The organism is Lachnoanaerobaculum sp. MSX33 (assembly GCF_000512995.1).
Lineage (GTDB): Bacteria > Bacillota > Clostridia > Lachnospirales > Lachnospiraceae > Lachnoanaerobaculum.
Window position 1 is genome coordinate 20673 of sequence record NZ_AZXX01000013.1, and the last position, 24715, is coordinate 45387.

The following is a 24715-nucleotide window of genomic DNA, read 5'->3' on the forward strand; positions in this document are numbered from 1 at the left end:
AATAAAATAAAGTTTATTTATTCTAAAAATTATGCTATAATGTCGACAATACATTGTTGAAAAATGTGAATAAGATTACGGGATATTTTCTTTAAGGAAGATATATCTAAAAATTTTTTTGGTAAAAATAACATTTATATCTTAAGTTCAAAAATCTGAAATTAAATGTTATAAAGCCGAAGTAAATTTACAAACAATCATATATGCCGCGATTTTAAAAAGAAAAATCAGCAACGTATTTAATGGCATATAAATACATCGTGGAGGGAATTTTGATGTACAGTTTTACAGTTAACGGTAAATTGGTTGAAACTGAAAAAGAAGTGTCACTTTTAAGATTTTTACGTGACGATTTAAAGCTCAAATCTATAAAAGACGGATGTAGTCAGGGAGCTTGCGGTACTTGTACTATTATAATTGACGGAAAAGCTACCAGAGCCTGTGTTATGACTACAAAAAGAGCACAGGGAATGAACATTGTTTCGGTTGAGGGATTAAGCGACTTTGAAAAAGAGGCATTTGTATATGCATTCGGATCAAAAGGTGCTGTACAGTGCGGATTCTGTATTCCGGGTATGGTAATGTCAGGTAAAGCTCTTATTGACAGAAATCCTAATCCTACAGAAGACGAAATCAAAGAGGCGATAAAGGGAAATATCTGTAGATGTACAGGATATAAGAAGATTATTGAGGGTATTGACCTTACGGCTCAGATACTTAGAGGCGATAGAAAGATTGATGAAGAGCTTGAAAAGGGTGATGACTACGGTGTAGGTTCAAATGCTTTCAGAATTGATGTAAGAGATAAGGTTCTCGGTATCGGTGAGTATGTTGATGATGTGGAACTTGAAGATATGCTTCATGTTTCAGCAGTAAGAACAAAATACCCTAGAGCAAGAGTACTTGATATCGACTTCTCAGAGGCTTTGGCACTTGAAGGTGTAGTTGCGGTATATACAGCAGAGGATGTACCTAACAATAAGGTGGGACATATTCAGCAGGACTGGGATGTAATGATCGCAAAGGGTGACGTTACAAGATGTATGGGTGATGCTATTTGTCTCGTAGTTGCTGAGAGTGAAGAAATATTAAAGAAGGCTAAGGCGCTTGTTAAGGTTGAATATGAGGTGCTTGAGCCTGTAAGAAATATAACAGAGGCTATGGCCGAGGGTGCGGGAAAAGTACATCCAAACGGTAACCTTTGTCAGTCAAGACATGTTAAAAGAGGTGATGCCAAGGAAGCGATTGCAAATTCAAAGTATACTGTTACAGAGACATTTGATACACCTTTCACAGAGCATGCATTCCTTGAGCCTGAGTGTGCAATAGCAATGCCGTATAAGGACGGTGTAAAGATTTTAAGTACCGATCAGAGTGTATTCGATACAAGAAAAGAAGTAGCTATAATGTTCGGCTGGGATCCTGAGAAGGTTGTTGTTGAGAACAAGCTTGTAGGTGGCGGATTCGGTGGTAAAGAAGACGTTTCAGTTCAGCATATAGCGGCACTTTGTGCATATAAGCTTGGAAGAACCGTAAAGGCTAAGTTTGGCAGAGACGAGTCACTTGCATTCCATCCGAAGCGTCATGCTATGCATGGTACATTTACTCTTGGATGTGATGAAAACGGTATATTTACAGGACTTGACTGTGATATATATTTTGATACAGGAGCATATGCATCTCTTTGCGGGCCTGTACTTGAGCGTGCATGTACTCATGCGGTAGGACCTTATTGCTATCAGAATCATGATATTAGAGGATACGGATACTATACAAACAACCCTCCTGCAGGTGCGTTCAGAGGATTCGGAGTTTGCCAGAGCGAGTTTGCACTTGAGTCCATTATAGATTTGCTTGCTGAAAAGGTTGGAATATCACCTTGGGAAATCAGATACAGAAATGCTATCGAACCGGGCAAGGTATTGCCTAACGGACAGATTGCAGACTGTTCAACAGCTCTTAAAGAGACATTGGAAGCTGTAAAAGATGCTTATGAAGCAAACTATCCGAATGTAGGTTTGGCATGCGCTATGAAGAATGCCGGTGTAGGTGTAGGACTTCCTGATACAGGACGTGCAAAACTTATTGTTAATGACGGTGTTATAGAGATATACTGCGGTGCTTCAGATATCGGTCAGGGTTGTGCAACAATATTTATACAGATGGCGGCGGAAACTTTGAACTTGCCGAAGTCCAAGTTTAAAAATATGGGATGTAACTCTGAACATGATCCTGACTCAGGTACTACTTCAGGATCAAGACAGACTCTTATAAGCGGTGAGGCTATAAGAAGGGTTTCACTTGAACTTAAGAAGGATCTTGATGCTGTTGGCGGAGATTTAAATAAGCTCAACGGTAAAGACTACTATGCAGAGTACTTTGAGCCTACAGATAAGCTCGGAGCAGATGTACCGTTCCCTAAATCTCATGTTGCATACGGATTTGCTACACATCTTGTTGTACTTGATGATGAAGGTAAGGTTAAGAAGGTTTATGCTGCTCATGACTCAGGAAAGGTTGTAAACCCTATTTCCATCCAGGGTCAGATAGAGGGTGGAGTGCTTATGTCACTCGGATATGCACTTACTGAGGACTTTAAGTTACAGGATTGTGTACCTAAGTCAAAATTCGGTACACTTGGACTTATGAGAGCTACAGATATACCTGAGATTGAGGCGATATATGTAGAGAAGAAAGAACTTCTTGGAGTGGCATACGGTTCAAAGGGTATCGGTGAGATTGCAACAATTCCTACCGCACCTGCAGTACAGAACGCGTACTACAAGAGAGACGGTAAGTTAAGACCGAAATTACCTATGGATGATACATATTATACAAATAAAAAGAAAAAATAAAGAATAATTTTTTGTTGGGATTCGATAAGGATCCCAATTTTTTATTTAAAAAATAATAAACAGGTGTTGAAAAAATACTCCGAATGTATTATAATACCGAAATAATAGTCATATGTCTAAAAATATACATAAGTATAAAGAATAGGAGAGAGAAAGATGTTTGAAAAGATTGCTTCATTTATAGTTAATAAAAGAAAAGCTTTTCTGGTATTTTTTATTCTTGCCGCGGTATTCGGAGTGTTCAGTTCATCATGGGTAAAGGTCAGTGATAAATTATCGGATTATTTACCGCAAACCTCCGAAACTAAGCAGGGACTTGATATTATGGATGAGAACTTTACAACTTTCGGAACGGCAAAAGTAATGATTTATAATGTTGATTATGACAGAGCCCTTGAAGTATCAAAGGAAATTAAGGATATCAAGGGAGTTTCAAAAGTGGACTTTTATGATAAATCTGATAAGGATTATGAAAATAAGGATATAGAAGATTATTATAAGAATTTTTCCGCTCTGTATACAATAAGCTTTGACGATATTGAAAGCTCAAAATTAGTTCAGGATGCAATAGTTAAGGTAAGGGATACGGTTTCTCCTTATGATAATGTTGTATATACAACTATTGATAAAGATGATGCTAAAGCTTTGAACAAGGATATGAAGGTTATATTTGTCCTGGTAATAATCATAATAATTGCAGTGTTATTGTTCACCTCACAAACATATATGGAAATACTGATTTTCATGCTTACATTCGGAATAGCGATAGTACTGAATATAGGTACAAATTTTATATTCGGAAGAATCTCATTTGTGACAAAGGCTGTAGGAGTAGTATTGCAGTTGGCGCTTGCTATTGACTATGCAATAATACTTTTCCACAGATTTATGGAGGAAAGAAAGGATTATAAGCCGAAGCATGCTCTTATAAAAGCACTTGCAAAGGCTATACCCGAGATATCATCAAGTTCTCTTACCACTATGGCAGGTATGGTGGCACTTATGACAATGCAGTTTCAGATAGGTATGGATCTTGGAAGAGTTTTACTTAAATCCATTATATTCAGTATGCTGGCAGTATTTGCATTTATGCCTGCACTTATAATGATGTTTGAAAAACAGATTGAAAAATCAATGCATAAAAATTTTGTACCTAATATAGAAGCATTTGGAAGCGGAATTTTAAAGTTAAAAAGAATTATACTTCCTTTATTTATAGTTATTACAGTTGGCGGAGTTATACTTTCAAGTAAAACCGGATATATATTTGATGTAAATTCTATAGAGTCGGATAAGAAAACCGAATATCTTGAAGCGAAGGAAAAAATCGAGGAGCAGTTTGGAAGAAACAATATTTTGGCAATAGTTATTCCGAAGGAGGACTACTTGCGAGAGGCCGCACTGCTTAAAGAGGTTTCAAATATTCAAGGAGTAAAGAGTGTTACAGGACTTGCGAATATTGAAGTAGGTAATAACGGCGAATATGTACTTACAGACAGTTTAAATCCGAGGGAACTGGCTGAGGTTGCAGATGTGGATGTGGATCTTGTAAAGTCAGCATACAGATTCTATGCATTAAAGAATGAGCAGTATGGTGCATTTATGAAAAGTATTGACAGCTATAAAATACCTATAATCAATATGGTGGATTTTTTATATGAGCAAATTGAAGAGGGTGGTCTTGATATAGATGAGGATACTATCAGCGATATAGAAGATATACATAAGAGTATAACCGATGCAAGAAAACAGCTGGAAAGTGAAAAGTATTCAAGGATTATACTTATATGGGATAAGCCTCTTGAAGGTAAAGATACCTTTACCGGTATTGATAATGTGCGAGAAATAGCAAAAAAATATTATGATGAAGCATATGTGGTCGGTGACAGTTCAAGTGACTATGATATCAGCAAATCATTTGGAGGGGATAATTTAAGAATCAGTATTGTAACAGCACTTTTGGTTGGTGTTATATTACTTTTTACATTCCAAAATGCGGCATTGCCTTTTATATTGGTACTTACCATACAGGGAAGTATATGGATCAACTTCAGTTTGCCATATATTACAGGAGAAAATATGTTCTTCTTAAGTTACTTGATAGTAAGTTCAATACAGATGGGAGCGACAATTGATTATGCAATTGTTATCACAAGCAGATATCTGGCTCTGAGAGAAGAGATTTCGGACAGAAAGAATGTAATATCAAGAACTTTAAATGAAGCCTTCCCTACGATAGTTACATCGGGAAGTATTATGGCGGCTTCAGGATTTGTAATAGGAAATATCACATCAAATCCGACCATTGCATCTCTCGGAAAAACTCTTGGAAAGGGAGTTGTTATTTCAATGATAATGGTAATGGTGGTGTTGCCGATATTGCTTTATACTTTTGATTTCATTATTGACAAGACATCGTTTTCAAGAAAAATAAATGAGGAGGAGAATAAGAGAGAAGATGAAGAAGAAAACAGCATTATTACTGAGTCTTAGTTTAATATTCGGAAATGTTTTACCGGTATATGCGACTGCAAATGTCGATATCAACTCTGTGCAAAATACACAGGATATTATAAATATAAGCAGCGCCGATGAACTCATAAGTCTTTCAAAGGGTTCTACAGTTGAGAATTTCACATTAAATAAGACCTATGTTTTAACAAATGATATTGACTTGTCGGATAAGGACTTTAAGCCTGTTTCAATATTCTCCGGAACTCTTGACGGCAGCGGATATACAATAAAGGGACTTAATGTAAGCGAAAAAAGTACCGGTGCAGGTCTTATAAGTGTACTCGGTACAAAGGGAAGCATTAAGAATCTTCATGTAGAAGGAAATATAAGCCCTGACGGAGGTAAGACGGTTGTAGGAGGAGTTGTAGGAACCAATAAAGGCGTTATAGAGAATGTGAGCTTTGCCGGATATGTAACGGCTTATAAAAGAGTAGGAGGTATAGCCGGTGTAAATGATGAAAGCGGATTTATAATCAACTCAAAAAATCATGCTGCCATAACAGGCACAAAAATAGTCGGAGGTATCTGCGGATATAATAAGGGAAGTATCATAGGCTCACAAAACCTTGGAAGAATTGCAGGTGATAATGAAAGTGTACTTCCTGATGATGATAAAATGAAAAGTGTACCAAGCATTTCCGTTTCAAATGCCGTTACAGATGATGTTAAACAGGAGATGACAGGCGGAATTGCAGGAGTATCAAGCGGAATTATAAGAGATTGTACAAACAGTGAAAAGGTAGGATACTCTCATATAGGATATAAAGTAGGAGGTATAGTAGGCTTACAGACAGGTGCTGTAAATAATTGTATAAATGAAGCTTCCGTCTACGGCAGAAAGGATATTGGAGGTATAGCCGGATTATTAAAGCCTTATATAGAGATTTCATATGAAGGTGATACTATAGACAGCCTTGAAAGACAGACGGAAACATTGTCAAAGCTATTGGATGCTTTTGAGGCCGAGGTGGATAAGAATGCAACTATATTGGAGAATAATGTGGACGGCATTGATTCTAAAAAAAATGAGCTTGAAGACAGCATAAAAGAAAGAAAAAATTTCCACAGTGAAGAGGCGGATAAATTTGATGCCGGGTTGAAAGAAAAAAATGACGGTATAAAGGGTATAACCGGTAATATAAACTCCGATATTTCAGATATAGGAGATAATGTTGGAGATTTAAGGCATGGAGAAAGCTATAAGGATATCATCAACGACAGAAATACCAAACTTCAAAATCTTATTGCAGCTATAAAAAATATCAATGAGATATCTAAAAGAATGAAAAGTGATATTGAAGATAAAAAAGAAAGTGCCGACAATATTGCAGACGACTTTCAGGCAATTACTCATGAGATTGACGATTTGTACTCAAAATCAAATGAGTTACTTGACTATCTGGATGATGAGAAAAGTGACTTAAGACAGAATCTTGATAATTCCTATGATACTGTAAGCACAAAAAAAGATGAGCTTGAAGCCGAGATAAATAAAGCAAGACAAGACTTAAGAAGCAGCAGACAGGATATAAAGGGCAGTGTTGACGGAGTAAGGAATGAAATTGACAATATAAGAGGAACTATTCAAAACGGAGAAGACAGACTAAAAGAGAAAATTGATGACGGAAAAATTTATTTTGACGTATCTGTGAACCCGCCTAAGGAATATGTATACGGCAGACTGGAAAACTCTGCAAACAGGGCAATTATAAACGGTGATATAAATACAGCCGGAATTGTAGGTAGAGTAGGCATAGATCCGGAGGATGGCATTATCACGGAAACAGACATTAAAGATGATGTTGATAAAAGAGGAGAGATATCTCTTAATTTTTCAAATAATGTATATGCTCTGATACAGTCAAATACAAATGAAGGTGAAATAAATGTAAAGAATGACTACGCAGGAGGCATAGTGGCAAAAGCCGACTATGGGGCAGTCATTGCAAACAAAAACTTTGCCGATGTCAGTTCACAAAACGGATCTTATATAGGAGGAATTGCAGGTTACAGCAAAAACCTTATTAAAGATTCTTATATGCTTGGAGATGTAAAAGGAACCGATTATATAGGAGGAATTGCAGGAATTGCAAAAGATTTGATTGGAAATACCGCCATGAGTACTGTAGTCAGCAGTAATTCCGGAAGATTCGGAAGTATTGCAGGAGATGTTTTAAAAGACTCCTATGTAAGTGCAAACAGATATGTTGATGAAGGCGTCGGAGCGATAAATGATATAACTCTAAACTCCGAAGCAGGTATTGTCTCATATGAGGAACTTTTACAGGATAATAATACTCCTGAGGGATTTAAAACTCTCAGAGTAAATTACTTTGTGGGAGATGATATTATAAAGACTGTAAATGTAGCCTATAACTCATATGTCAGCGGTGCCGATATTCCGAAGGCTCCAGAGGTTGAAGGGTATAATACATACTGGGAAAATAAGGAAGTAAACAATATAAAGAGAAATATAAATATACATTTGGTTGAGGAAAGATGGAATAAAAATATTTCGGCAAATACAAATGTAAACGGTAAGCCGGTTTTACTTGCAAGTGCATTATTCTATGAAGGGACAAGTATTCAAGTGGAAGAGACCGTCGTACCTGAAACAGATAAAGATGTGATTAAGGCATATAAATACAGCATAATACCTGAAGGAAAATATATTAATGAGGGTATTGAGCTTAGAGTTTTAAATGAGGACGGTAAGGCAAATGCCGTAGGAATAAAGACTGAAAACGGTATTATAAAAGCAGATACAACCAAAGTCGGGTCTTATCTGAGCTTTAAAGTAGACAGTCCACAGGGAGAAATTGTTTTGATCAGGACTGAGAGTATAAATAAATATATTATTATACTTTCCTTTATAGGGGCTGTCGCCGTAATAATTTCAGGATATCTTTATTATAAGAAGAAAAAGAAATAAATAGATTAAATACAATCGAGCTGTACAAAGTTTTGTACAGCTCATTTTGATAAATTACCTGTATTGAAAAAGACTGTGAAGTTTTAGTATAATAGAAGAAAACTATGATAACAGATAGGAAGAAATATGAAAAAGAGAGTTGTTATTTTTGGAGATTCAAATACCTGGGGATATGATGCTGCTACAGGGGGCAGATTTAATGAAGAAATCAGATGGCCTATGGTAGCGGCTAAGCTTCTTGGCAATGAATATAGAATATTGGAAGAGGGTCTTTGCGGAAGAACCACCTGTCTTGACGATCCTTTCAATGAGGGACTGTCAGGACTTACATATCTTTTGCCATGCTTACAGACTCATTCACCTATTGATATGCTTGTTATTATGCTTGGAACAAATGACTGTAAGCAAAGATTTTCTTTGACTGCCGCAAATATTGCTCTCGGAATGAGAAGACTTGTAAAGAAGGCTCTTGAGGCGGAAGTTTGGAGGGATAAGCCGAATATACTTGTAATTGCACCGGGACCGATATTAAAGGAGTGTGAACTTTCAGATGTAAGCAAAAATATGGGTATATGCTCCGATAAGTCCTATGAAATTGCAAAAGAGTATGAACTTATAGCAAAGGAACTTGGAGTGGGATTTTTTGATTCGGCTTCATGTGTCACTATGAATGATATCGACTTTATGCATTTAACTGCAGACTCACATAAATCACTTGCAAAGAAGGTAAGCGAAATTATAAAGAATACTTTGGAAAGTAAAGAATTGAAGGCATAGTATGACTTTAACTCAATTAAAATATGCTATAGAAGTAGCAAATGCCGGCTCAATAAATAAGGCCGCAGGAAATTTGTTTATTACACAGCCAAGCCTTTCATCGGCAATTGCAGAATTGGAATCTGAAATAGGAATAAAACTTTTTTCAAGGAATAACAGAGGCATATTTCTTACACCGGAAGGCAGTGAATTTGTAGGATATGCAAGGCAGGTAGTTGAGCAGTTTGATTTGATAGAGGCAAAATATATTTCAAGTCCGAAGCTAAAAAAGAAATTCAGTGTATCAATGCAGCACTATACTTTTGCAGTAAGTGCTTTTGTAAATCTGGTAAAGCAATTCGGTATGGACGAATATGAATTTGCTGTACATGAGACAAAGACATTTGATGTTATCAATGATGTAAAGACATTTAAAAGTGAGATAGGAATACTTTATTTGAATGATTTTAATAAAAATATTCTGACAAAACTTTTTAATGAATCAAATCTTGTCTTTGCTCCGCTTATGGAGTGCAGTATTTATGTTTATTTGTACAGAAATCATCCTTTGGCAAATAAGAGTAAGATAAAAATGGAAGAACTTATGGATTATCCATGCCTTTCTTTTGAACAGGGAGAGTACAACTCTTTTTATTTTGCTGAAGAGGTACTTTCAACCTATGAATACCATAAACTTATAAAGGCAAATGACAGAGCGACATTGCTTAATCTTATGGTAGGCTTAAACGGATATACACTTTGCTCAGGTATAATATGTGAAGAGTTAAACGGTGACGAGTATATGGCCATAAAGCTTGATTCTGATGAGAAGATGACTATAGGCTATATTATGAGAAAAGATATAGCAATAAGTGAACTTGGTAAAAAGTATTTGGAAGAGGTATCCAAGTTTAAAGATAAGATATTGGAATAGGAGATACAATGAAATTAGGTGTAATAGGTTTCGGAAATATGGGTTCAGCCATTGCCAAAGGTTTTGTTACCAAAAAGGCGATGGACATAAAAGATATAGGTGCTTTTGATACATATAAAAAGACAATGGAAAAAGCAAAAGAAGACGGTTTTAATGTATACAATGACGAGTCGGATCTTGTGAAAAATTCGGATGCCGTACTTGTAGCTGTAAAGCCGATACATGCAAAAGCACTTTTTGAAAAAATTGCAAAAAATCTGAAAGATAAATTGATTATATCAATAGTGGCGGGACTTGAGAGTGGCACTATAAAGTCGTGGATTGGAAGTGATAAAAGAGTACTTAGAATAATGCCGAATACTCCGGCCATAGTTGGAGAAGGAGTATTTGCTCTTGACAGTGACAGCAATGCACTTGATGAGGAAAAGAAAACTGTTGAAGACATGTTTTCGGCAATAGGACTTGTGGAATGGGTAGAAGAGAGACTTTTCCCTGTTGTTACAGGTCTTTCAGGCGGAGGTCCGGCATATGTTGCAATGTTTATAGAGGCATTGGCCGATGCAGGTGTACTTCACGGTTTAAAAAGAGATGTGGCAATAAAGATGGCTGCAAAAACGGTACTTGGAAGTGCGACACAATTGCTTGAGACAGGCATCCATCCGGCGGTATTAAAGGATATGGTTTGCTCACCTGCAGGCACTACAATAGAAGGTGTAAAAGCACTTGAAGATTACAGCTTCAGAGCAGGAGTAATAGAAGCGATAAGTGCAGCCACATTAAAATCGAAGAAATAAAAAAAGCCGGCTGCATAATGCAGCCTGACTTTTTTACTCGATTTATTCTTATATTAGTTACCCTTTGTAGCAGCTTCTGCAGCAGATGAAGCAATATTTGCAGCATCATTAGCAAGGCTTGAAGCCATCTCGTTTGCAGCGTCATTAATGCTTGAAACATCAACACCTGCAGACTCCAAAGCTGAAGCAGCCTCTGACAAACCTGACTCTAAAGCTGAAGAAGCCTCGCTGTTTGCAGACTCGATAGCAGAAGAAGCATCAGCCTCACCTGCCTCAACACCTGAAGAAGCCTCTGATGCAGCTGATTCCATAGCTGAAGAAACTTCGTTTGCAGCTGACTCTACAGCAGATGAAGCATCAGCCTTTTGTGAGCTTGAACCGCAAGCAGTGAAAGCAAGCATAGCTATTGCAGCGATTGAAAATAATTTTAATTTTAACATTTTAAATACCTCCCAAAATAGACTGAGTAATCAGCCTTAAGTTTAACAAGAAACGATTTTATACCTATTTATCAAAAATGTCAAACAAAATAGCATTTTATATCTAAAAAAAAGAAAAATAGTTTCGAAAGATTGAATTAAAATTCTTAAATGAAACATTTACGACTCATTATGTCGGTATGTGGAGTAATAAAGAAAAGATATGGTAGCGAATAAAAGCCATGTTTTCGGATAGGAGAATAATGATCAGATTTGAGATAATAGATGAGAATACAAAAAACTTGGAAGAAATAAAACAACTTTACTTTGATGCCTTCCCTTTTGAAGAGAGAATACCTTTTTATATCATGGTGTTGGTCGGCAATGACAGAGGTGTGGAGTTTTTGTCAATTTATGATGATGATAAATGGCTCGGGTTTATACATACATTGGTGGGGGATGAGCTTTCATATATTTTCTATTTTGCTATAGAAAATTCATTGAGGCAGAGCGGATACGGAAGTAAAATATTGCGTGAGTACAAGAAGATGCATCCGAGGCTTTCGCTGGCGATAGAACCGGTTGAAGAAGAAAGCGATAATTTTAAACAGAGAAAGAAAAGATTGGATTTTTACAGAAAAAACGGTTTTGAAACACTTGACACAAGAGTTGTGGAAATGGGTGTGGAGTTTGAACTTATGGGTGCCAAGGGAATGGAAATAAAGGAGAGAGATTACAGAAAACTTGTAAAAAAGTTCTTTGATTCTTTTGAGCAAAAAAAAGTGCTGTCTGTAAAAGAGATGAGAGATGCCGACAGCTATACAATTGCAAATTTTATAGACAGTAAGGAGCTGATGTACAGGGCAGGAGAGGCAATATTCTATGTCGGAAACTGGAATATAGGTGATAAGGTACTTGTAGTTGCCGGAAGCGGAAATAATGCAGGTGACGGATATGTGGTTGCGGATTTGTTGAATACGGAAGAAATAGATGTGGAGATACTCTTGATAAAGGATAAGTTCTCGGAGGACGGGCAGTATTATTTCGATATTTGTAAGCAAAACGGTATAAAGTACACTGTTCTGGATGAAAGTATGGACTATGCCGCTTTGCTTGAAAAATTTAATTCATATGATTATATTCTTGACTGTATATACGGTACAGGTTTTAGCGGTGAGGTAAAAGAACCGGTATATTCCCTTATAAAAGCAATAAATGATTCAAATGCAAGTGTGGTAAGTGCCGATATAAACTCCGGAATGAACGGTGATACGGGGGAGGCTGATATATGTGTGAACTCGGATATTACGGTAAGTATAGGCTTTTTAAAGAAAGGGCTTATTACGAATGAAGCTTCAAAACATATAGGTGAACTTGTAAATATGGATATAGGTATAGTAATAGAAGATAAATAATGCAAAATATTGCAAATGATTTCCATATTATGTATACTTAAGAGTAGACTTTATGGAAGTGGAGAATTGAAGTGGCAGGTCGAAAACAAACAACAAAAAAAACAGGTAAAACAAGTAGCCGCAGCAGGGCTAAGAAAAAAATAGATAATAATGAGCAGCTGGATTTCCTTAATTCGGAAATTCTGATGATTGCGCTGGTTTGTATATCATTGGTACTTTTTTTAAGTCATTTCGGGCTTATGGGAGTAGTGGGGAAATATCTTAGAATATTTCAGTTAGGAGTATTCGGCATACTGGGATTTGCAGTGCCTATGTTTGTATTTGTAGGTGGAGCATTTTTACTGTCAAATATCGGATCAAGTCTTGCAAAAATTAAATTTGCGGGTGTTTTGATGGCCGTGCTTGCTGTTGATGCACTTATATCACTTTTCGGAATACCAAATCTTAAAGAATTCGGACTTATGAGATTTTACACTGAAGGATGGTACGGCGGATTTATCGGCGGAGGATTAGGACTTCTTATATCAACCGTACTTGGAAAAATCGGTGCTATTATCTTCTTTATTGCCGTACTTATAATATCAATCGTAATATTAACCGGAAAATCATTTGTTTCCATAATAAAAACCGGGGGACAGATGACCATATCAAGAGCTAAGACAGATATGGCAAGGGTAATGGAGCAAAGAAAACAAAGAAGAGAACAGCAGGCTGTTGAAGAATTCGAATATGAAGAAGATCCTGAGTATGAGGAGGAGTTTGAAGAACTTGACCTTGAAAATAAAAGTGAAGGGTATATTGAAGAACTTTTAGGATATAATTACCGTCCGAATAGGGGAAATATTAATCTCGGTGCCATAGATTTTTCAAAGAAGAAAAAGAAGCATGTAGTGGATCTCCCAACTGCAAATGCAGAAATGCATGAGCCGATAGGAGGGATCTTTGATGCTAAAAATGATGAAAACTTTGAAAAAAACGCTTCGGATGTAGGTGCTTCAAACGACATTGCAATTAACAGTAAATACGAGGCAAGTTATGAGCCGAAAAAATCCAATACACAGTCGTCAATCATTGTAAATAAAAGACCTGATACCTTCTATGGAAATATAAACAGAGGAAAAGAAGAGTCAAAATTTGAAAATGATATTGATGAAGAGACATTGAGAAGAGCTAATGAGATACTGGCAAGAAAAGATGAGATAGATATCTATGAGCAGCCGATGTCCACTATCAGAATCACAGATGATGATACACATGAAGACTTCAGATATATTGATGATGCAAACAGTTTATCCGGTATAGACGGAAAAACAGAAAACTCTGAAAGCAGTATTGAGTTTATAAAAGCTTATGACGATATATATGATGAGCCTATCAGTGATAATTCTTATAATAATGCTTACACATATAACAGGGCGGAGCAAAATGAGCCTGTAAATAATGAATATGTAAAAAAAGAAGAGATTCGCACCGAGAATAGAAATGAAAATACTCTGGTAAGTAATGACGGTGTGAGAACCTTGGTAACTGCAGGTGGAAAAGTTATAGTTTCAGACACCTCGGCATTGCAAAAGAAGATGGAGGAGCAAAGAGCAAACTCGCCACAGGGTAAGATAAGAAATGAAATTGCCAAGAAAGTTCAAAGACCTTATATATATCCGGGTACATTTTTACTGAATAAGAATACTGAAGCGGGAGAGGCAATATCAGATAGTGAATATAGAAATACTGCAATTACATTGCAGGAGACATTGGCAAGCTTTGATGTAAATGTAACGGTGGAAGATATAAGTGTAGGGCCTTCTGTAACACTTTATGAGTTAAAGCCTGAGCAGGGGGTAAAGGTATCCAAAGTACTCTCACTTGCAAATGATATTAAACTCGCTTTGGCGGCAAGTGATATAAGAATTGAGGCACCTATACCGGGTAAATCCGCCATAGGTATAGAAGTACCGAATAAGAAAAAGCAGACGGTATTCTTAAGAGATCTTTTCGAGAGCAGAGCTTTTAAAAACGGAAATGAAAGTATCGGTTTTACGGTAGGTAAGGATATTTCCGGTAAAGTAATAGTTTCAGATATTGCAAAGATGCCTCATGTACTTATTGCAGGTGCTACAGGTTCAGGTAAATCGGTATGTATCAATACTTTGATAATGAGTATTATATACAAGTATTCACCTGAAGATGTAAAACTTATCATGGTAGACCCGAAGGTTGTAGAGCTTTCAGTATACAACGGAATACCTCATCTTTTGATACCTGTTGTAACAGAGCCTAAGAAGGCGGCTTCGGCACTTAACTGGGCTGTGGCTGAAATGGGTGAAAGATATAAGAAGTTTGCGGCTACAGGTGTAAGAGATCTTACAGCATATAATAAGAGAATAGAAGATGCGAGAAGAAGAGGCAATATTGAAGGCTTACCTGAGAAATTGCCGAAGATAGTTATAATTATAGACGAGTTGGCAGATCTTATGATGGTTGCAAACAATGAGGTTGAAGATGCAATAGTAAGACTTGCACAGCTTGCCCGAGCATGTGGAATTCACCTTGTTATAGCTACACAAAGACCTAGTGTAAATGTTATCACAGGTATAATAAAGGCAAATATACCTTCAAGAATTGCATTTGCGGTATCTTCAGGTACGGATTCCAGAACGATACTTGACAGCAACGGTGCTGAGAAGCTTCTTGGAAAGGGTGATATGCTGTTTGCACCATATGGATCGGCAACACCTATGAGAGTACAAGGTGCGTTTGTATCTGATGAAGAGGTGTCTGCAGTAGTTGATTTCTTAAAAAATCAGGGAATGCAGGCAAAATATGATGAGAATACAATCAAACAGATAGAAGAAACACAGAATGCGGCAAGTGCCGGAAATGATATTTCTGAAAGAGATGAGCTGTTTGAGGCCGCAGGAAGATATATAATAGAAAAGGATAAATCTTCTATAGGTAATCTTCAAAGAAACTTTAAAATAGGCTTTAACAGAGCCGCAAGAATTATGGATCAGCTTGCAAGTGCGGGGGTTGTAGGTGGTGAAGCCGGAACAAAGAAAAGAGAAATATTGATGAATATGGACGAGTTCTTGGATATTTTATAAGTATCCGGGAACTTATCTTTAGGAGGATATATGCGTAGCGATATCGAGATTGCAAGAAGTATAGAAATGAAAAATATTGCCGAAGTGGCAAAAGAATACGGGATAGATGCTGATGACCTGGAAATGTACGGTAAATACAAGGCAAAGCTTAGCGAGGATTTTTTAAAAGCTCATGAAGATAAAAAAAGAGGTAAGCTTGTACTTGTAACGGCAATAAATCCTACTCCTGCGGGAGAGGGTAAGACTACAACTCTTGTGGGTCTTGGACAGGCATTTAAAGAGATGGGAAAGAGTGCGGTAATAGCGCTTAGAGAGCCTTCTCTGGGACCATGTTTCGGTGTAAAGGGTGGAGCTGCCGGAGGCGGATATGCACAGGTAGTGCCTATGGATGAGTTAAATCTTCACTTCACGGGTGATTTTCATGCTATAACCTCTGCAAATAATCTTTTGGCCGCCATGTTGGACAATCATATTCAGCAGGGAAATACACTTGGAATAGATACAGGAGCAATCATTCATAAAAGATGTATAGATATGAATGACAGAGTGCTGAGAAATATAGTTGTAGGCCTTGGGAATAAGACCGACGGAGTTGTCAGAGAAGATCATTTTGTAATCTCGGTGGCTTCAGAGATAATGGCAATACTATGTTTGTCAAAGGATATGAATGATTTGAAGGAAAGACTTTCCAACATTATTGTTGCATACAATTTTAAAGGGGAGCCGGTATTTGCCAAAGATTTAAAAGCCGTGGGAGCTATGGCCGCACTCTTAAAAGATGCAATAAAGCCGAATATTGTACAGACTTTGAATCATTCACTTGCACTTGTTCACGGCGGTCCTTTTGCAAATATAGCACATGGATGCAATTCAATAAGAGCTACAAAGATTGCAATGGGAATGGCTGATATAGCGCTTACAGAGGCAGGATTCGGTGCGGACCTCGGAGCGGAGAAGTTCTTTGATATAAAATGCAGAAAGGCTGGTCTTGCTCCTGATTGTGTGGTAATAGTAGCTACAGTAAGAGCTCTTAAATATAATGGAGGAGTAGCCAAGGAAGATTTGTCAAATGAAAATCTTGATGCCCTAAAAAAAGGCATAGTAAATCTTGAAAAGCATATTGAAAATATCAAACTCTTCGGAGTACCTGTAGTGGTTACTCTAAATAATTTTGTCAGTGATACAGAGGCGGAAGTGGGCTTTATCAGAGAGTTTTGTGAAAGCAGAAATTGTGAGTTTGCAGTTTCAAAGGTATGGGAAGAAGGAGGAAAGGGCGGCATAGAGCTTGCCGAAAAGATTCTTTACACACTTGAAAACAAAAAGAGTCATTTCACTTTGCTTTATCCTGATGATATGAGTCTTGAAGATAAGCTTCATACTATTGCAACGAAAATATACGGAGCAAAGAATGTAGTGTATTCACCTGCGGCAAAGAAGGCTCTTGACAGGGCAAAAGCACTTGGATTTGATAAATTTCCTATATGTGTGGCAAAGAATCAGTATTCACTTTCAGACGATCCGAAGAAACTTGGAAGACCTGAGGACTTTGAGATAAATGTAAGAGAAGTATATGTAAATGCGGGAGCAGGTTTTGTAGTTGCAATAACAGGAAGTATTATGACCATGCCGGGACTTCCAAAGGTCCCTGCTGCAGAAGCGGTAGATGTAGATGATAACGGAGATATAGTAGGATTGTTCTAAAAGACCTTAAAGTAAACATCTGTAAAAGGGAGAAAAGATGAAACTGATTGAAAACGCCAAGGGACTTGATATAGAGATAATATCGGGAGAATTACAGGATGATTTTTCTGATTTGGTATTTAATACAAAGAAAATAGTGAAGGACTGTATCTTTGTATGTATAAAAGGTGCAAGATTTGATACTCATGATGTGATTGATGAGATAGTAAAGCAAGGTGCAAAGGCGATAGTGGTAGAAAGAGATATAAAAAGAGATGATGTTTGTGTTATAAAGGTAGCAGATACCAGAGTGGCACTTGCAAGACTTTCAGCCGCATTTTTCTCACATCCTGCACAAAAAATGAAAATAATAGGTATTACAGGTACAAAGGGAAAGACAACTTCATCTCATATGTTAAAGAACCTTCTTGAGCAAAATGCCAAGGTAGGACTTATCGGTACAAACGGAATTACCATAGGAAATATACACAGACCTACATTAAATACTACACCTGAGTCATATGAGCTGCATAAAACTTTTAAAGAGTGTCTTGACGCAGGCTGTGAATATGTTGTGATGGAAGTTTCTTCACAGGCGGTAAAGATGAAAAGAACAGAAGGTATCCGCTTTGACACCGGAATATTTACAAATATTTCACATGATCATATAGGACCTGATGAACATAAAGATTTTGATGAGTATTTGATGTATAAATCACTTTTCTTCACACAATGTGATAAAACAATTGTAAATATAGAAGACGAACATTCGGATTTTGTTTTAAAACAGTCTAAATCCGCCGAAAAGTATACATTCGGAAAAGGCGGAGATTTTGAAGCAAAAAATATTGAATATATATCAAATAAAGATTTTTTAGGAACAAAGATAGCTATAAGCTGTTCAAATACTGTCAGAGAAAAATATAATGTAGATGAAACCATCTCAGATATTTATATCGGAATTCCGGGAGAATTTAATGTATATAATGCAATATCTGCGCTGGCTGCAGCCATTATACTTGGAGTAAAAGCTGATGATTTAAAGACTGCACTAAAGAATACAAGAGTGAACGGAAGAATGGAAGTGGCATATACTTCACATGAATTCAATGTGGTAATTGACTATGCACATAATGCAATCAGTACCGAAAGCCTTATACATACTTTGAGACATTATAATCCTAAGAGACTTGTAATAGTATTCGGTTCCGGCGGAAACAGATCAAAGGACAGAAGATATTCAATGGGAGAAATCTGCGGAAAACTGGCTGATTTTTCAATAGTGACTGCCGATAATTCCAGATATGAGAAAACAGAGGATATAATCGCAGATATAATATCAAAACTTAAGCCTACAGGCGGTGATTATATTACAATCCCTGACAGAAGAGAGGCTATTTATTATTCTATAGAGAATGCAAAGCAGGGAGATCTTATCGCTATAATCGGAAAAGGACATGAGGACTATCAGGAAATAAACGGAGTCAGAACTCATTTCTTAGACAGAGAAGTGGTGGATGAGTGCTTGGAGAAGATAAAAAGATGAATGACACAACAATAAAGGAACTTGCATTTGCCACAGGCGGAGAAATTATTTCGGGAAATGAAAATGCTGTATTTTCAAATATAGTCATCGACTCCAGACAGGCTGATAAAGACAGTCTTTTTGTTCCGTTAGTCGGAGAGAAAAATGATGCCCATAAATTTTTGGAGTCTGTATACGACATGGGCTGTAGAGTGGCAATAAGTTCAAAAAGAGATATTTTTCTTAAAGACGATTTCAATATAGTACTTGTAAATGATACGACCGAGGCACTTCAAAAGCTTGGAAAGTATATCAGAAATAAGTTGACATTGCCTTTGGTAGGTATTACAGGAAGCGTAGGTAAGACTACAACAAGAGAAATGGTGGCACTTGCCCTTTCAGATTTGAAAGTCTTTAAGACACCTAATAACTTCAATTCACAGGTGGGTGTTCCGATTACCTTAAGCAGAATAAATGACGAAGAGATAGGCGTAATAGAGCTTGGAATGAGTCAGTTCGGCGAGATGGAAAGAATTGCAAAAATAGTAAACTGCGACTGCGCTCTGGTCACCAATATAGGTACGGCACATATTGAAAATTTGCATACAAGAGAAAATATAAGAGCCGAGAAGTTCCATATTATGGACGGGATGAAGAGCGACAGTGTGGTATTTTTAAATGCCGATAATGATATGCTTTTTGATCCGCCAAAAGAAAAGGGTATAGTATATAAGTATTTCAGTGCAAAAGGAAATACTTCCTGTGATTACTATGCAACCGATATAGTGTTTAATAATGCAATGCCTGAGTTCACAGCTCATATAGGAGAGAAGAAGGTAAGAGTGCATTTGAATGTTTTCGGTGAGCATCAGATTTCAAATGCTTTGGCGGCAATTGCAGTAGCTAATCACTACAATCTTTCGGTAGAATCTGCGGCAAAACATTTGGAGGAGTTTAGGGGATTTTCTCACAGACAGGAGCTGATAAAATTAAAAGAGCTGACTGTTATAGATGATACCTATAATGCCTCACCTGATTCCATGAAAGCCTCTATTTCAATACTTAAAGATTTTAATGCACAAAGAAAAATTGCAATATTGGCGGATATGAAGGAATTGGGGACTGATGAGAGAATACTTCACAGAGAAATCGGTGATTTTATCAATGAGAATTTGAAGCTTGATGCTGTATTTACCGTTGGAGAATTGGCAAAGGAAATTATAAAAGATATCAATAAAGATATTTATACAAAGAGCTTTGAAGACAACGAGAGTTTGGAGAAATTTATTTCCGGATATCTTGATGCGGGAGATGTATGTCTTTTAAAGGGCTCAAACAGTATGAGACTTTTTGATGTTGTAGATAAAATAAAAAATTATGAAAGATTTATTCGCTGATATAATAATAGCAAATACAAATGTGGACAGACCATTTACATATATTATCCCTGAAAACTTAAGGGATAATATAATTCCGGGCTGTCCTGTTTTGATTGAATTCGGAAAAACAATAAAAAAAGGCTATGTGATAGATATAAGGGAAAGCACAAATGTAGAACTTTCAAAATTAAAGTCCATACTTTCAATACCTGAAAGAGAACTCAGTGCAGATGAAAATCTCTTAAGTCTTGCCATATGGATAAAGCACAGATATGGTGTAAGCTTTGACAAGGCAATAGCAACGGTAATGCCTGTAAAGTCGGAGGCGGAGGAAAGAATCAGCAATGAGATTTTCTTAAGTATTGATGCAGACGGTCTTGATATAAAAATAGAAGAACTTATAAATTCAAGAAAAACAGCACAGGCAAGAGTTTTAAAAGAGCTGAAATCAAGGACGAGCCTGCCGCAAAGCTTTATAAATAAAGAACTTAAAGTAAACTCAACCACATTAAAGAGAATGGAGGAGGAAGGCTATATTGTAATAGGCTCCAAGAAAAGAAAGGCAAATCCCTTGTTGCCAATACTTCGTTCTCTGGGAATAGAGGATTTTAATGAAGTAATAAAGCCCAAGGAGTATACTTTAAATGTCGAGCAGGAAGATGCTGTAAATACTTTTAAATCAGATTTTGAAACTTGCAGCAGGAATACCTATCTTTTACACGGTATTACCGGTAGCGGAAAAACTTTGGTTTTTATAAATATGATAAAGTATGTAATATCAAAAGGATATAAGGCAATAGTGCTTATACCGGAGATATCATTGACATATCAGACAGTACTTAGGATGGCGGAGCATTTCGGCGACAGAGTTGCAATCATAAATTCCAAGCTTTCAAAGAATGAAAAATTCTATCAGTTTGAAAGAATAAAAAACAATGATGCGGATGTAATAATAGGACCAAGGTCTGCAATATTTGCACCGGTAAAAAAACTCGGACTCATAGTAATAGATGAGGAGCATGATTCGGCTTATAAAAATGAGAATGTACCTACATTTAATGTAAGAGATGTGGCACAAAAGCTTTCGGAAATCACAAATGCATCCCTGGTTTTGACATCGGCGACTCCAACACCGGAGACATATAACAGGGCAATGGAAAAAGAGATAAAGCTTTTGGAATTAAAAGTGAGAGCTAAGAATACATCTTTGCCGAAGGTAAGCATCGTTGATATGAGGGATGAGCTGAAGCGAGGCAACAGAAGTATTTTCAGTGAAAAACTTAGAACTCTTATAGAGGACAGATTAAAAAAGCATGAGCAGATTATGCTGTTTATGAACAGAAGAGGCTATTCAAGCTTTGTATCATGCAGATCTTGCGGTGAAGCTATAAAATGTAAGCACTGTGATGTTACCATGACATTGCACAATAATAACAAACTGGTATGTCATTACTGCGGATATTCAATAGACCTGCCAAAAACCTGTCCAAGCTGCGGTTCAAAGTATATTGCAAATTTCGGTACCGGAACACAGAAGCTTGAAGCGATGACAAGGGCGGAATTCCCGAATGCAAAGGTACTCAGAATGGATACCGACAGTGTTTCAAAAAAGAACAGCGCCAATGATATGATAAGAGATTTTGCAAACGGTGATGCGGATATTTTGATAGGCACTCAGATGATAGTAAAAGGTCATGACTTTTCAAATGTAACCTTGGTCGGAATAATGGCCGCGGATACCTCGCTTTATGTAAGCAATTATACAAGTGCACAAAGGACATTTGAACTTTTGACACAGGCTGCAGGCAGAGCGGGAAGGGCAAAGGACGGAGAGGCCGTTATACAGACTTACAAGCCTGAAAACTACGCAATTGTGGCGGCAGCGGCACAGGATTATAAAAGATATTTTGACAATGAGATAGCTTACAGAAGCCTTGGAGGATATCCGCCTGCCTGTCATATGCTTACGGTAATGTTTAGCAGTATCAAGGAAGAAGAGTTAAATAAATGTGCAAGTGAGACTGTAAAAGTTATAAAGTCGGAAGCCGCATTTAAAAAATCAATGATAATAGGACCTACAGATCCAAGCGTAAGCAAGGTCAAGGACTATTACAGAAAACTGGTATACATAAAAAATGCTAATTATGATATACTTTTAGATATACAAAAAAAAATAGAAGAAAGTCTTGGCACTTACAGAAATGTCGGTGCGATATATGACTTTAATTGAGGAGATAGATAATGGCAATAAGAGCAATACGAGTAATGGGCGACAGCGTGTTAAACAAAAAATGTAAAGAAGTAAAAGAAGTAAATGACAGAACAAAAGTTTTGATAGATGATATGATAGACACTATGAGAGAGGCTAACGGTGTAGGCCTTGCGGCACCTCAGATAGGAGTTTTAAAGCGTATAGTCGTAATAGAGACAGAGCCTGAAAATGTACATGTACTTATAAATCCCGTTATACTTGAACAGGACGGTGAGCAGGTAGGATATGAGGGGTGTCTTAGTGTTCCGGGAAAGAGCGGAGTGGTTAAAAGACCCAACCATGTTGTGGTAAAAGCATTCGATATAGATATGAATGAATATACTCTTGAAGGAGAAGGATTACTTGCAAGAGCTATATGTCATGAATGCGGACATCTTGAGGGTGAGTTGTATGTGGACCTTGTAGAAGGCGAACTTATAGACAATGAAGAGCTTGAAAGAATGTACGAAGATGAGGAAGATGAAGAATGAAAATAGTTTTTATGGGAACACCGGACTTTTCGGTTGAACCGCTTAAAGCACTTGTAAAGGCAGGACATGAGGTAAGCCTTGTGCTTACAAGAGAAGATAAGAAAAGAAACAGAGGAGAATTAAGTCCTACGCCTGTAAAGGAATTGGCATTGAGTCTTAATATTCCGGTGCTTACACCTTCAAAGATGAAGGATGAAGCACTTATTGATAGACTTAAGTCTGAGAATGCCGATTTTTTTGTGGTGGTGGCATATGGAAAGATTTTACCGAAGGCTGTTCTTGATATACCGAAATTCGGATGTATAAATATTCATGCCTCACTCTTGCCTGAATACAGAGGCGCCGCTCCTATACAGTGGTCAATTGTAGACGGAAAAGAAAAAACAGGTATTACAACCATGTTGATGGATGAAGGTCTGGATACAGGTGATATTTTAAAACAGTATGAAATAGAAATTGACAAAAAGGAGACCGGAGGTTCACTGTTTGACAAACTGGCGGTACTTGGCGGCGAGGCTATAGTGGATACTATAGCAAATTTTGACAGCATTGTGCCTACACCTCAAGGAGAGGCGACTACCGAATATGCAAAGATGATCTCAAAGAGCATGGGTGAGATAGACTTTAATAAAAGTGCAGTTGAGATAGAGAGATTGATAAGAGGAATGAATCCGTGGCCAAGTGCATATACAAGGTATCAGGGCAAGGTGCTTAAGATATGGGAAGCCGAGGTGGCAGAGAATATATCTGAATTACCAAATATAAACTTAAGTGAAAATTACGGCAAAATATATAGCTTTAACAGCAGGATTTTTATAATATGTAATCAAAGTATCCTGGAAGTTTTATCTTTGCAGCTTGAAGGTAAAAAAAGGATGTCCGCTAAGGACTTCCTGATGGGAAGAGAAATAGAGCAGGGATATAAGCTGGGATAACAGACCTGATATAAGAGGAGGAGCTTATGTATTACGGATTTGATATAACCTATATTTTTGTGATTATAGGTATGCTTATAACACTTATTGCCTCATGGAGAATGAAGGCAACATTTGCAAAATATGAAAGAGTGGCATCACAGTCAAGACTTACAGGAAGAGAAGTTGCCGAGAGAATCTTAAGAGCAAACGGAATATACGATGTTTCCGTAAGACCGGTTTCAGGCAGACTTACAGATCACTATGATCCGAGAGATAAGACTGTAAGTTTAAGCGAAGCGATTTACGGATCGACATCTGTAGCGGCAATTGCAGTTGCGGCACATGAATGCGGACATGCAATACAGGATAATGTCGGATATGTACCTTTAAACTTAAGAAGTGCATTTGTACCGGTGGCAAACTTTGGAAGCAGACTTTCATGGCCTCTTATATGTATAGGCTTTATACTTGGATATGGAAATATATCAAATATACTTATTCAGATAGGTATAGCGATGTTTTTACTTGCAGTAATTTTCCAGATTATTACTCTGCCTGTAGAGTTTGATGCTTCAAGAAGGGCTTTAATTGAGCTTGAAAACAACGAAATTCTGCTTGATAAGGAAGATAAGAGTGCAAGAAAGGTGCTTTTTGCGGCGGCTATGACATATGTTGCGGCAGCGGCTGCAGGAGTATTGCAAATGCTTAGACTTATGCTTTTATTTGGCGGTAGAAGCAGAAGAAGGAACTGA

16 protein-coding genes are annotated in these 24715 nt (G+C 37.2%); 15 read left to right on the forward strand and 1 reads right to left on the reverse strand.

What is annotated here, in order from left to right; all coding sequences use genetic code 11:
• Nucleotides 1-275: 275 nt before the first annotated feature.
• The 6 genes from xdh (at nt 276) to proC (ending at nt 10785) form a co-directional block, all read left to right on the forward strand.
• The gene (gene xdh / locus HMPREF1495_RS01750) at nt 276-2855 is read left to right on the forward strand and encodes a selenium-dependent xanthine dehydrogenase (RefSeq protein WP_034211531.1); all 2580 of its coding nucleotides are present in this window, start codon (nt 276-278) and stop codon (nt 2853-2855) included.
• Nucleotides 2856-3011: 156 nt separating this feature from the next.
• Nucleotides 3012-5348, forward strand: coding sequence for an efflux RND transporter permease subunit (locus tag HMPREF1495_RS01755; RefSeq protein WP_034211533.1), 2337 nt, complete (start codon nt 3012-3014; stop codon nt 5346-5348).
• Nucleotides 5314-8301 carry a hypothetical protein gene (locus tag HMPREF1495_RS01760; protein ID WP_034211535.1) on the forward strand — a complete coding sequence of 996 codons (2988 nt, stop codon included), beginning with the start codon at nt 5314-5316 and terminating at the stop codon, nt 8299-8301. Before HMPREF1495_RS01755 ends, HMPREF1495_RS01760 begins: the two co-directional genes overlap by 35 nt.
• Nucleotides 8302-8427: 126 nt before the next feature.
• Nucleotides 8428-9078 (forward strand): SGNH/GDSL hydrolase family protein, encoded by a 651-nt coding sequence (locus HMPREF1495_RS01765; RefSeq protein WP_034211537.1) that lies wholly within the window; start codon nt 8428-8430, stop codon nt 9076-9078.
• Nucleotide 9079: 1 nt separating this feature from the next.
• The gene (locus tag HMPREF1495_RS01770) at nt 9080-9991 is read left to right on the forward strand and encodes a LysR family transcriptional regulator (RefSeq protein ID WP_034211539.1); all 912 of its coding nucleotides are present in this window, start codon (nt 9080-9082) and stop codon (nt 9989-9991) included.
• A gap of 8 nt (nt 9992-9999) precedes the next feature.
• The gene (proC, locus tag HMPREF1495_RS01775) at nt 10000-10785 is read left to right on the forward strand and encodes a pyrroline-5-carboxylate reductase (RefSeq protein ID WP_034211541.1); all 786 of its coding nucleotides are present in this window, start codon (nt 10000-10002) and stop codon (nt 10783-10785) included.
• 53 nt (nt 10786-10838) lie between these two features.
• Here the strand turns inward: proC and HMPREF1495_RS01780 are convergent, their stop codons facing one another.
• A complete protein-coding gene (locus HMPREF1495_RS01780; protein WP_034211543.1) occupies nt 10839-11225 on the reverse strand; it encodes a hypothetical protein in 387 nt (128 codons plus the stop codon).
• Between the two features lie 242 nt (nt 11226-11467).
• Between HMPREF1495_RS01780 and HMPREF1495_RS01785 the strand changes: the two genes are divergently transcribed.
• From HMPREF1495_RS01785 to HMPREF1495_RS01825, 9 genes are all read left to right on the forward strand, one after another.
• Nucleotides 11468-12619, forward strand: a complete 1152-nt coding sequence (locus tag HMPREF1495_RS01785) for an NAD(P)H-hydrate epimerase (RefSeq protein ID WP_034211544.1) — start codon at nt 11468-11470, stop codon at nt 12617-12619.
• 71 nt (nt 12620-12690) lie between these two features.
• Nucleotides 12691-15720, forward strand: a complete 3030-nt coding sequence (locus HMPREF1495_RS01790; RefSeq protein WP_034211546.1) for an FtsK/SpoIIIE family DNA translocase — start codon at nt 12691-12693, stop codon at nt 15718-15720.
• 30 nt (nt 15721-15750) lie between these two features.
• The gene (locus HMPREF1495_RS01795) at nt 15751-17421 is read left to right on the forward strand and encodes a formate--tetrahydrofolate ligase (protein WP_034211548.1); all 1671 of its coding nucleotides are present in this window, start codon (nt 15751-15753) and stop codon (nt 17419-17421) included.
• Between the two features lie 37 nt (nt 17422-17458).
• The gene (locus tag HMPREF1495_RS01800) at nt 17459-18946 is read left to right on the forward strand and encodes a UDP-N-acetylmuramoyl-L-alanyl-D-glutamate--2,6-diaminopimelate ligase (RefSeq protein WP_034211550.1); all 1488 of its coding nucleotides are present in this window, start codon (nt 17459-17461) and stop codon (nt 18944-18946) included.
• Nucleotides 18943-20322, forward strand: coding sequence for a UDP-N-acetylmuramoyl-tripeptide--D-alanyl-D-alanine ligase (locus HMPREF1495_RS01805; protein ID WP_034211573.1), 1380 nt, complete (start codon nt 18943-18945; stop codon nt 20320-20322). Before HMPREF1495_RS01800 ends, HMPREF1495_RS01805 begins: the two co-directional genes overlap by 4 nt.
• Nucleotides 20303-22534: a replication restart helicase PriA gene (priA, locus tag HMPREF1495_RS01810; RefSeq protein ID WP_034211552.1), complete on the forward strand. Its 2232-nt coding sequence runs from the start codon at nt 20303-20305 to the stop codon at nt 22532-22534. The genes HMPREF1495_RS01805 and priA overlap by 20 nt, the downstream gene beginning before the upstream one ends.
• An 11-nt stretch (nt 22535-22545) precedes the next feature.
• Entirely contained in the window at nt 22546-23046 is a 501-nt protein-coding gene (def, locus tag HMPREF1495_RS01815; RefSeq protein WP_007590987.1) for a peptide deformylase, read from the forward strand.
• Complete coding sequence (gene fmt / locus HMPREF1495_RS01820; RefSeq protein ID WP_034211553.1) at nt 23043-23981, forward strand: methionyl-tRNA formyltransferase; 939 nt, start codon at nt 23043-23045, stop codon at nt 23979-23981. The genes def and fmt overlap by 4 nt, the downstream gene beginning before the upstream one ends.
• 26 nt (nt 23982-24007) lie before the next feature.
• Complete coding sequence (locus HMPREF1495_RS01825; protein WP_034211554.1) at nt 24008-24715, forward strand: zinc metallopeptidase; 708 nt, start codon at nt 24008-24010, stop codon at nt 24713-24715.

What these genes read in the sequence shown, in the direction of transcription:
- xdh (WP_034211531.1), top strand. Translation starts at nt 276, where the DNA reads ATGTACAGTTTTACAGTTAACGGTAAATTGGTTGAAACTGAAAAAGAA.
- HMPREF1495_RS01755 (WP_034211533.1), top strand. Translation starts at nt 3,012, where the DNA reads ATGTTTGAAAAGATTGCTTCATTTATAGTTAATAAAAGAAAAGCTTTT.
- HMPREF1495_RS01760 (WP_034211535.1), top strand. Translation starts at nt 5,314, where the DNA reads ATGAAGAAGAAAACAGCATTATTACTGAGTCTTAGTTTAATATTCGGA.
- HMPREF1495_RS01765 (WP_034211537.1), top strand. Translation starts at nt 8,428, where the DNA reads ATGAAAAAGAGAGTTGTTATTTTTGGAGATTCAAATACCTGGGGATAT.
- HMPREF1495_RS01770 (WP_034211539.1), top strand. Translation starts at nt 9,080, where the DNA reads ATGACTTTAACTCAATTAAAATATGCTATAGAAGTAGCAAATGCCGGC.
- proC (WP_034211541.1), top strand. Translation starts at nt 10,000, where the DNA reads ATGAAATTAGGTGTAATAGGTTTCGGAAATATGGGTTCAGCCATTGCC.
- HMPREF1495_RS01780 (WP_034211543.1), bottom strand. Translation starts at nt 11,225, where the DNA reads ATGTTAAAATTAAAATTATTTTCAATCGCTGCAATAGCTATGCTTGCT.
- HMPREF1495_RS01785 (WP_034211544.1), top strand. Translation starts at nt 11,468, where the DNA reads ATGATCAGATTTGAGATAATAGATGAGAATACAAAAAACTTGGAAGAA.
- HMPREF1495_RS01795 (WP_034211548.1), top strand. Translation starts at nt 15,751, where the DNA reads ATGCGTAGCGATATCGAGATTGCAAGAAGTATAGAAATGAAAAATATT.
- HMPREF1495_RS01800 (WP_034211550.1), top strand. Translation starts at nt 17,459, where the DNA reads ATGAAACTGATTGAAAACGCCAAGGGACTTGATATAGAGATAATATCG.
- HMPREF1495_RS01805 (WP_034211573.1), top strand. Translation starts at nt 18,943, where the DNA reads ATGAATGACACAACAATAAAGGAACTTGCATTTGCCACAGGCGGAGAA.
- priA (WP_034211552.1), top strand. Translation starts at nt 20,303, where the DNA reads ATGAAAGATTTATTCGCTGATATAATAATAGCAAATACAAATGTGGAC.
- def (WP_007590987.1), top strand. Translation starts at nt 22,546, where the DNA reads ATGGCAATAAGAGCAATACGAGTAATGGGCGACAGCGTGTTAAACAAA.
- fmt (WP_034211553.1), top strand. Translation starts at nt 23,043, where the DNA reads ATGAAAATAGTTTTTATGGGAACACCGGACTTTTCGGTTGAACCGCTT.
- HMPREF1495_RS01825 (WP_034211554.1), top strand. Translation starts at nt 24,008, where the DNA reads ATGTATTACGGATTTGATATAACCTATATTTTTGTGATTATAGGTATG.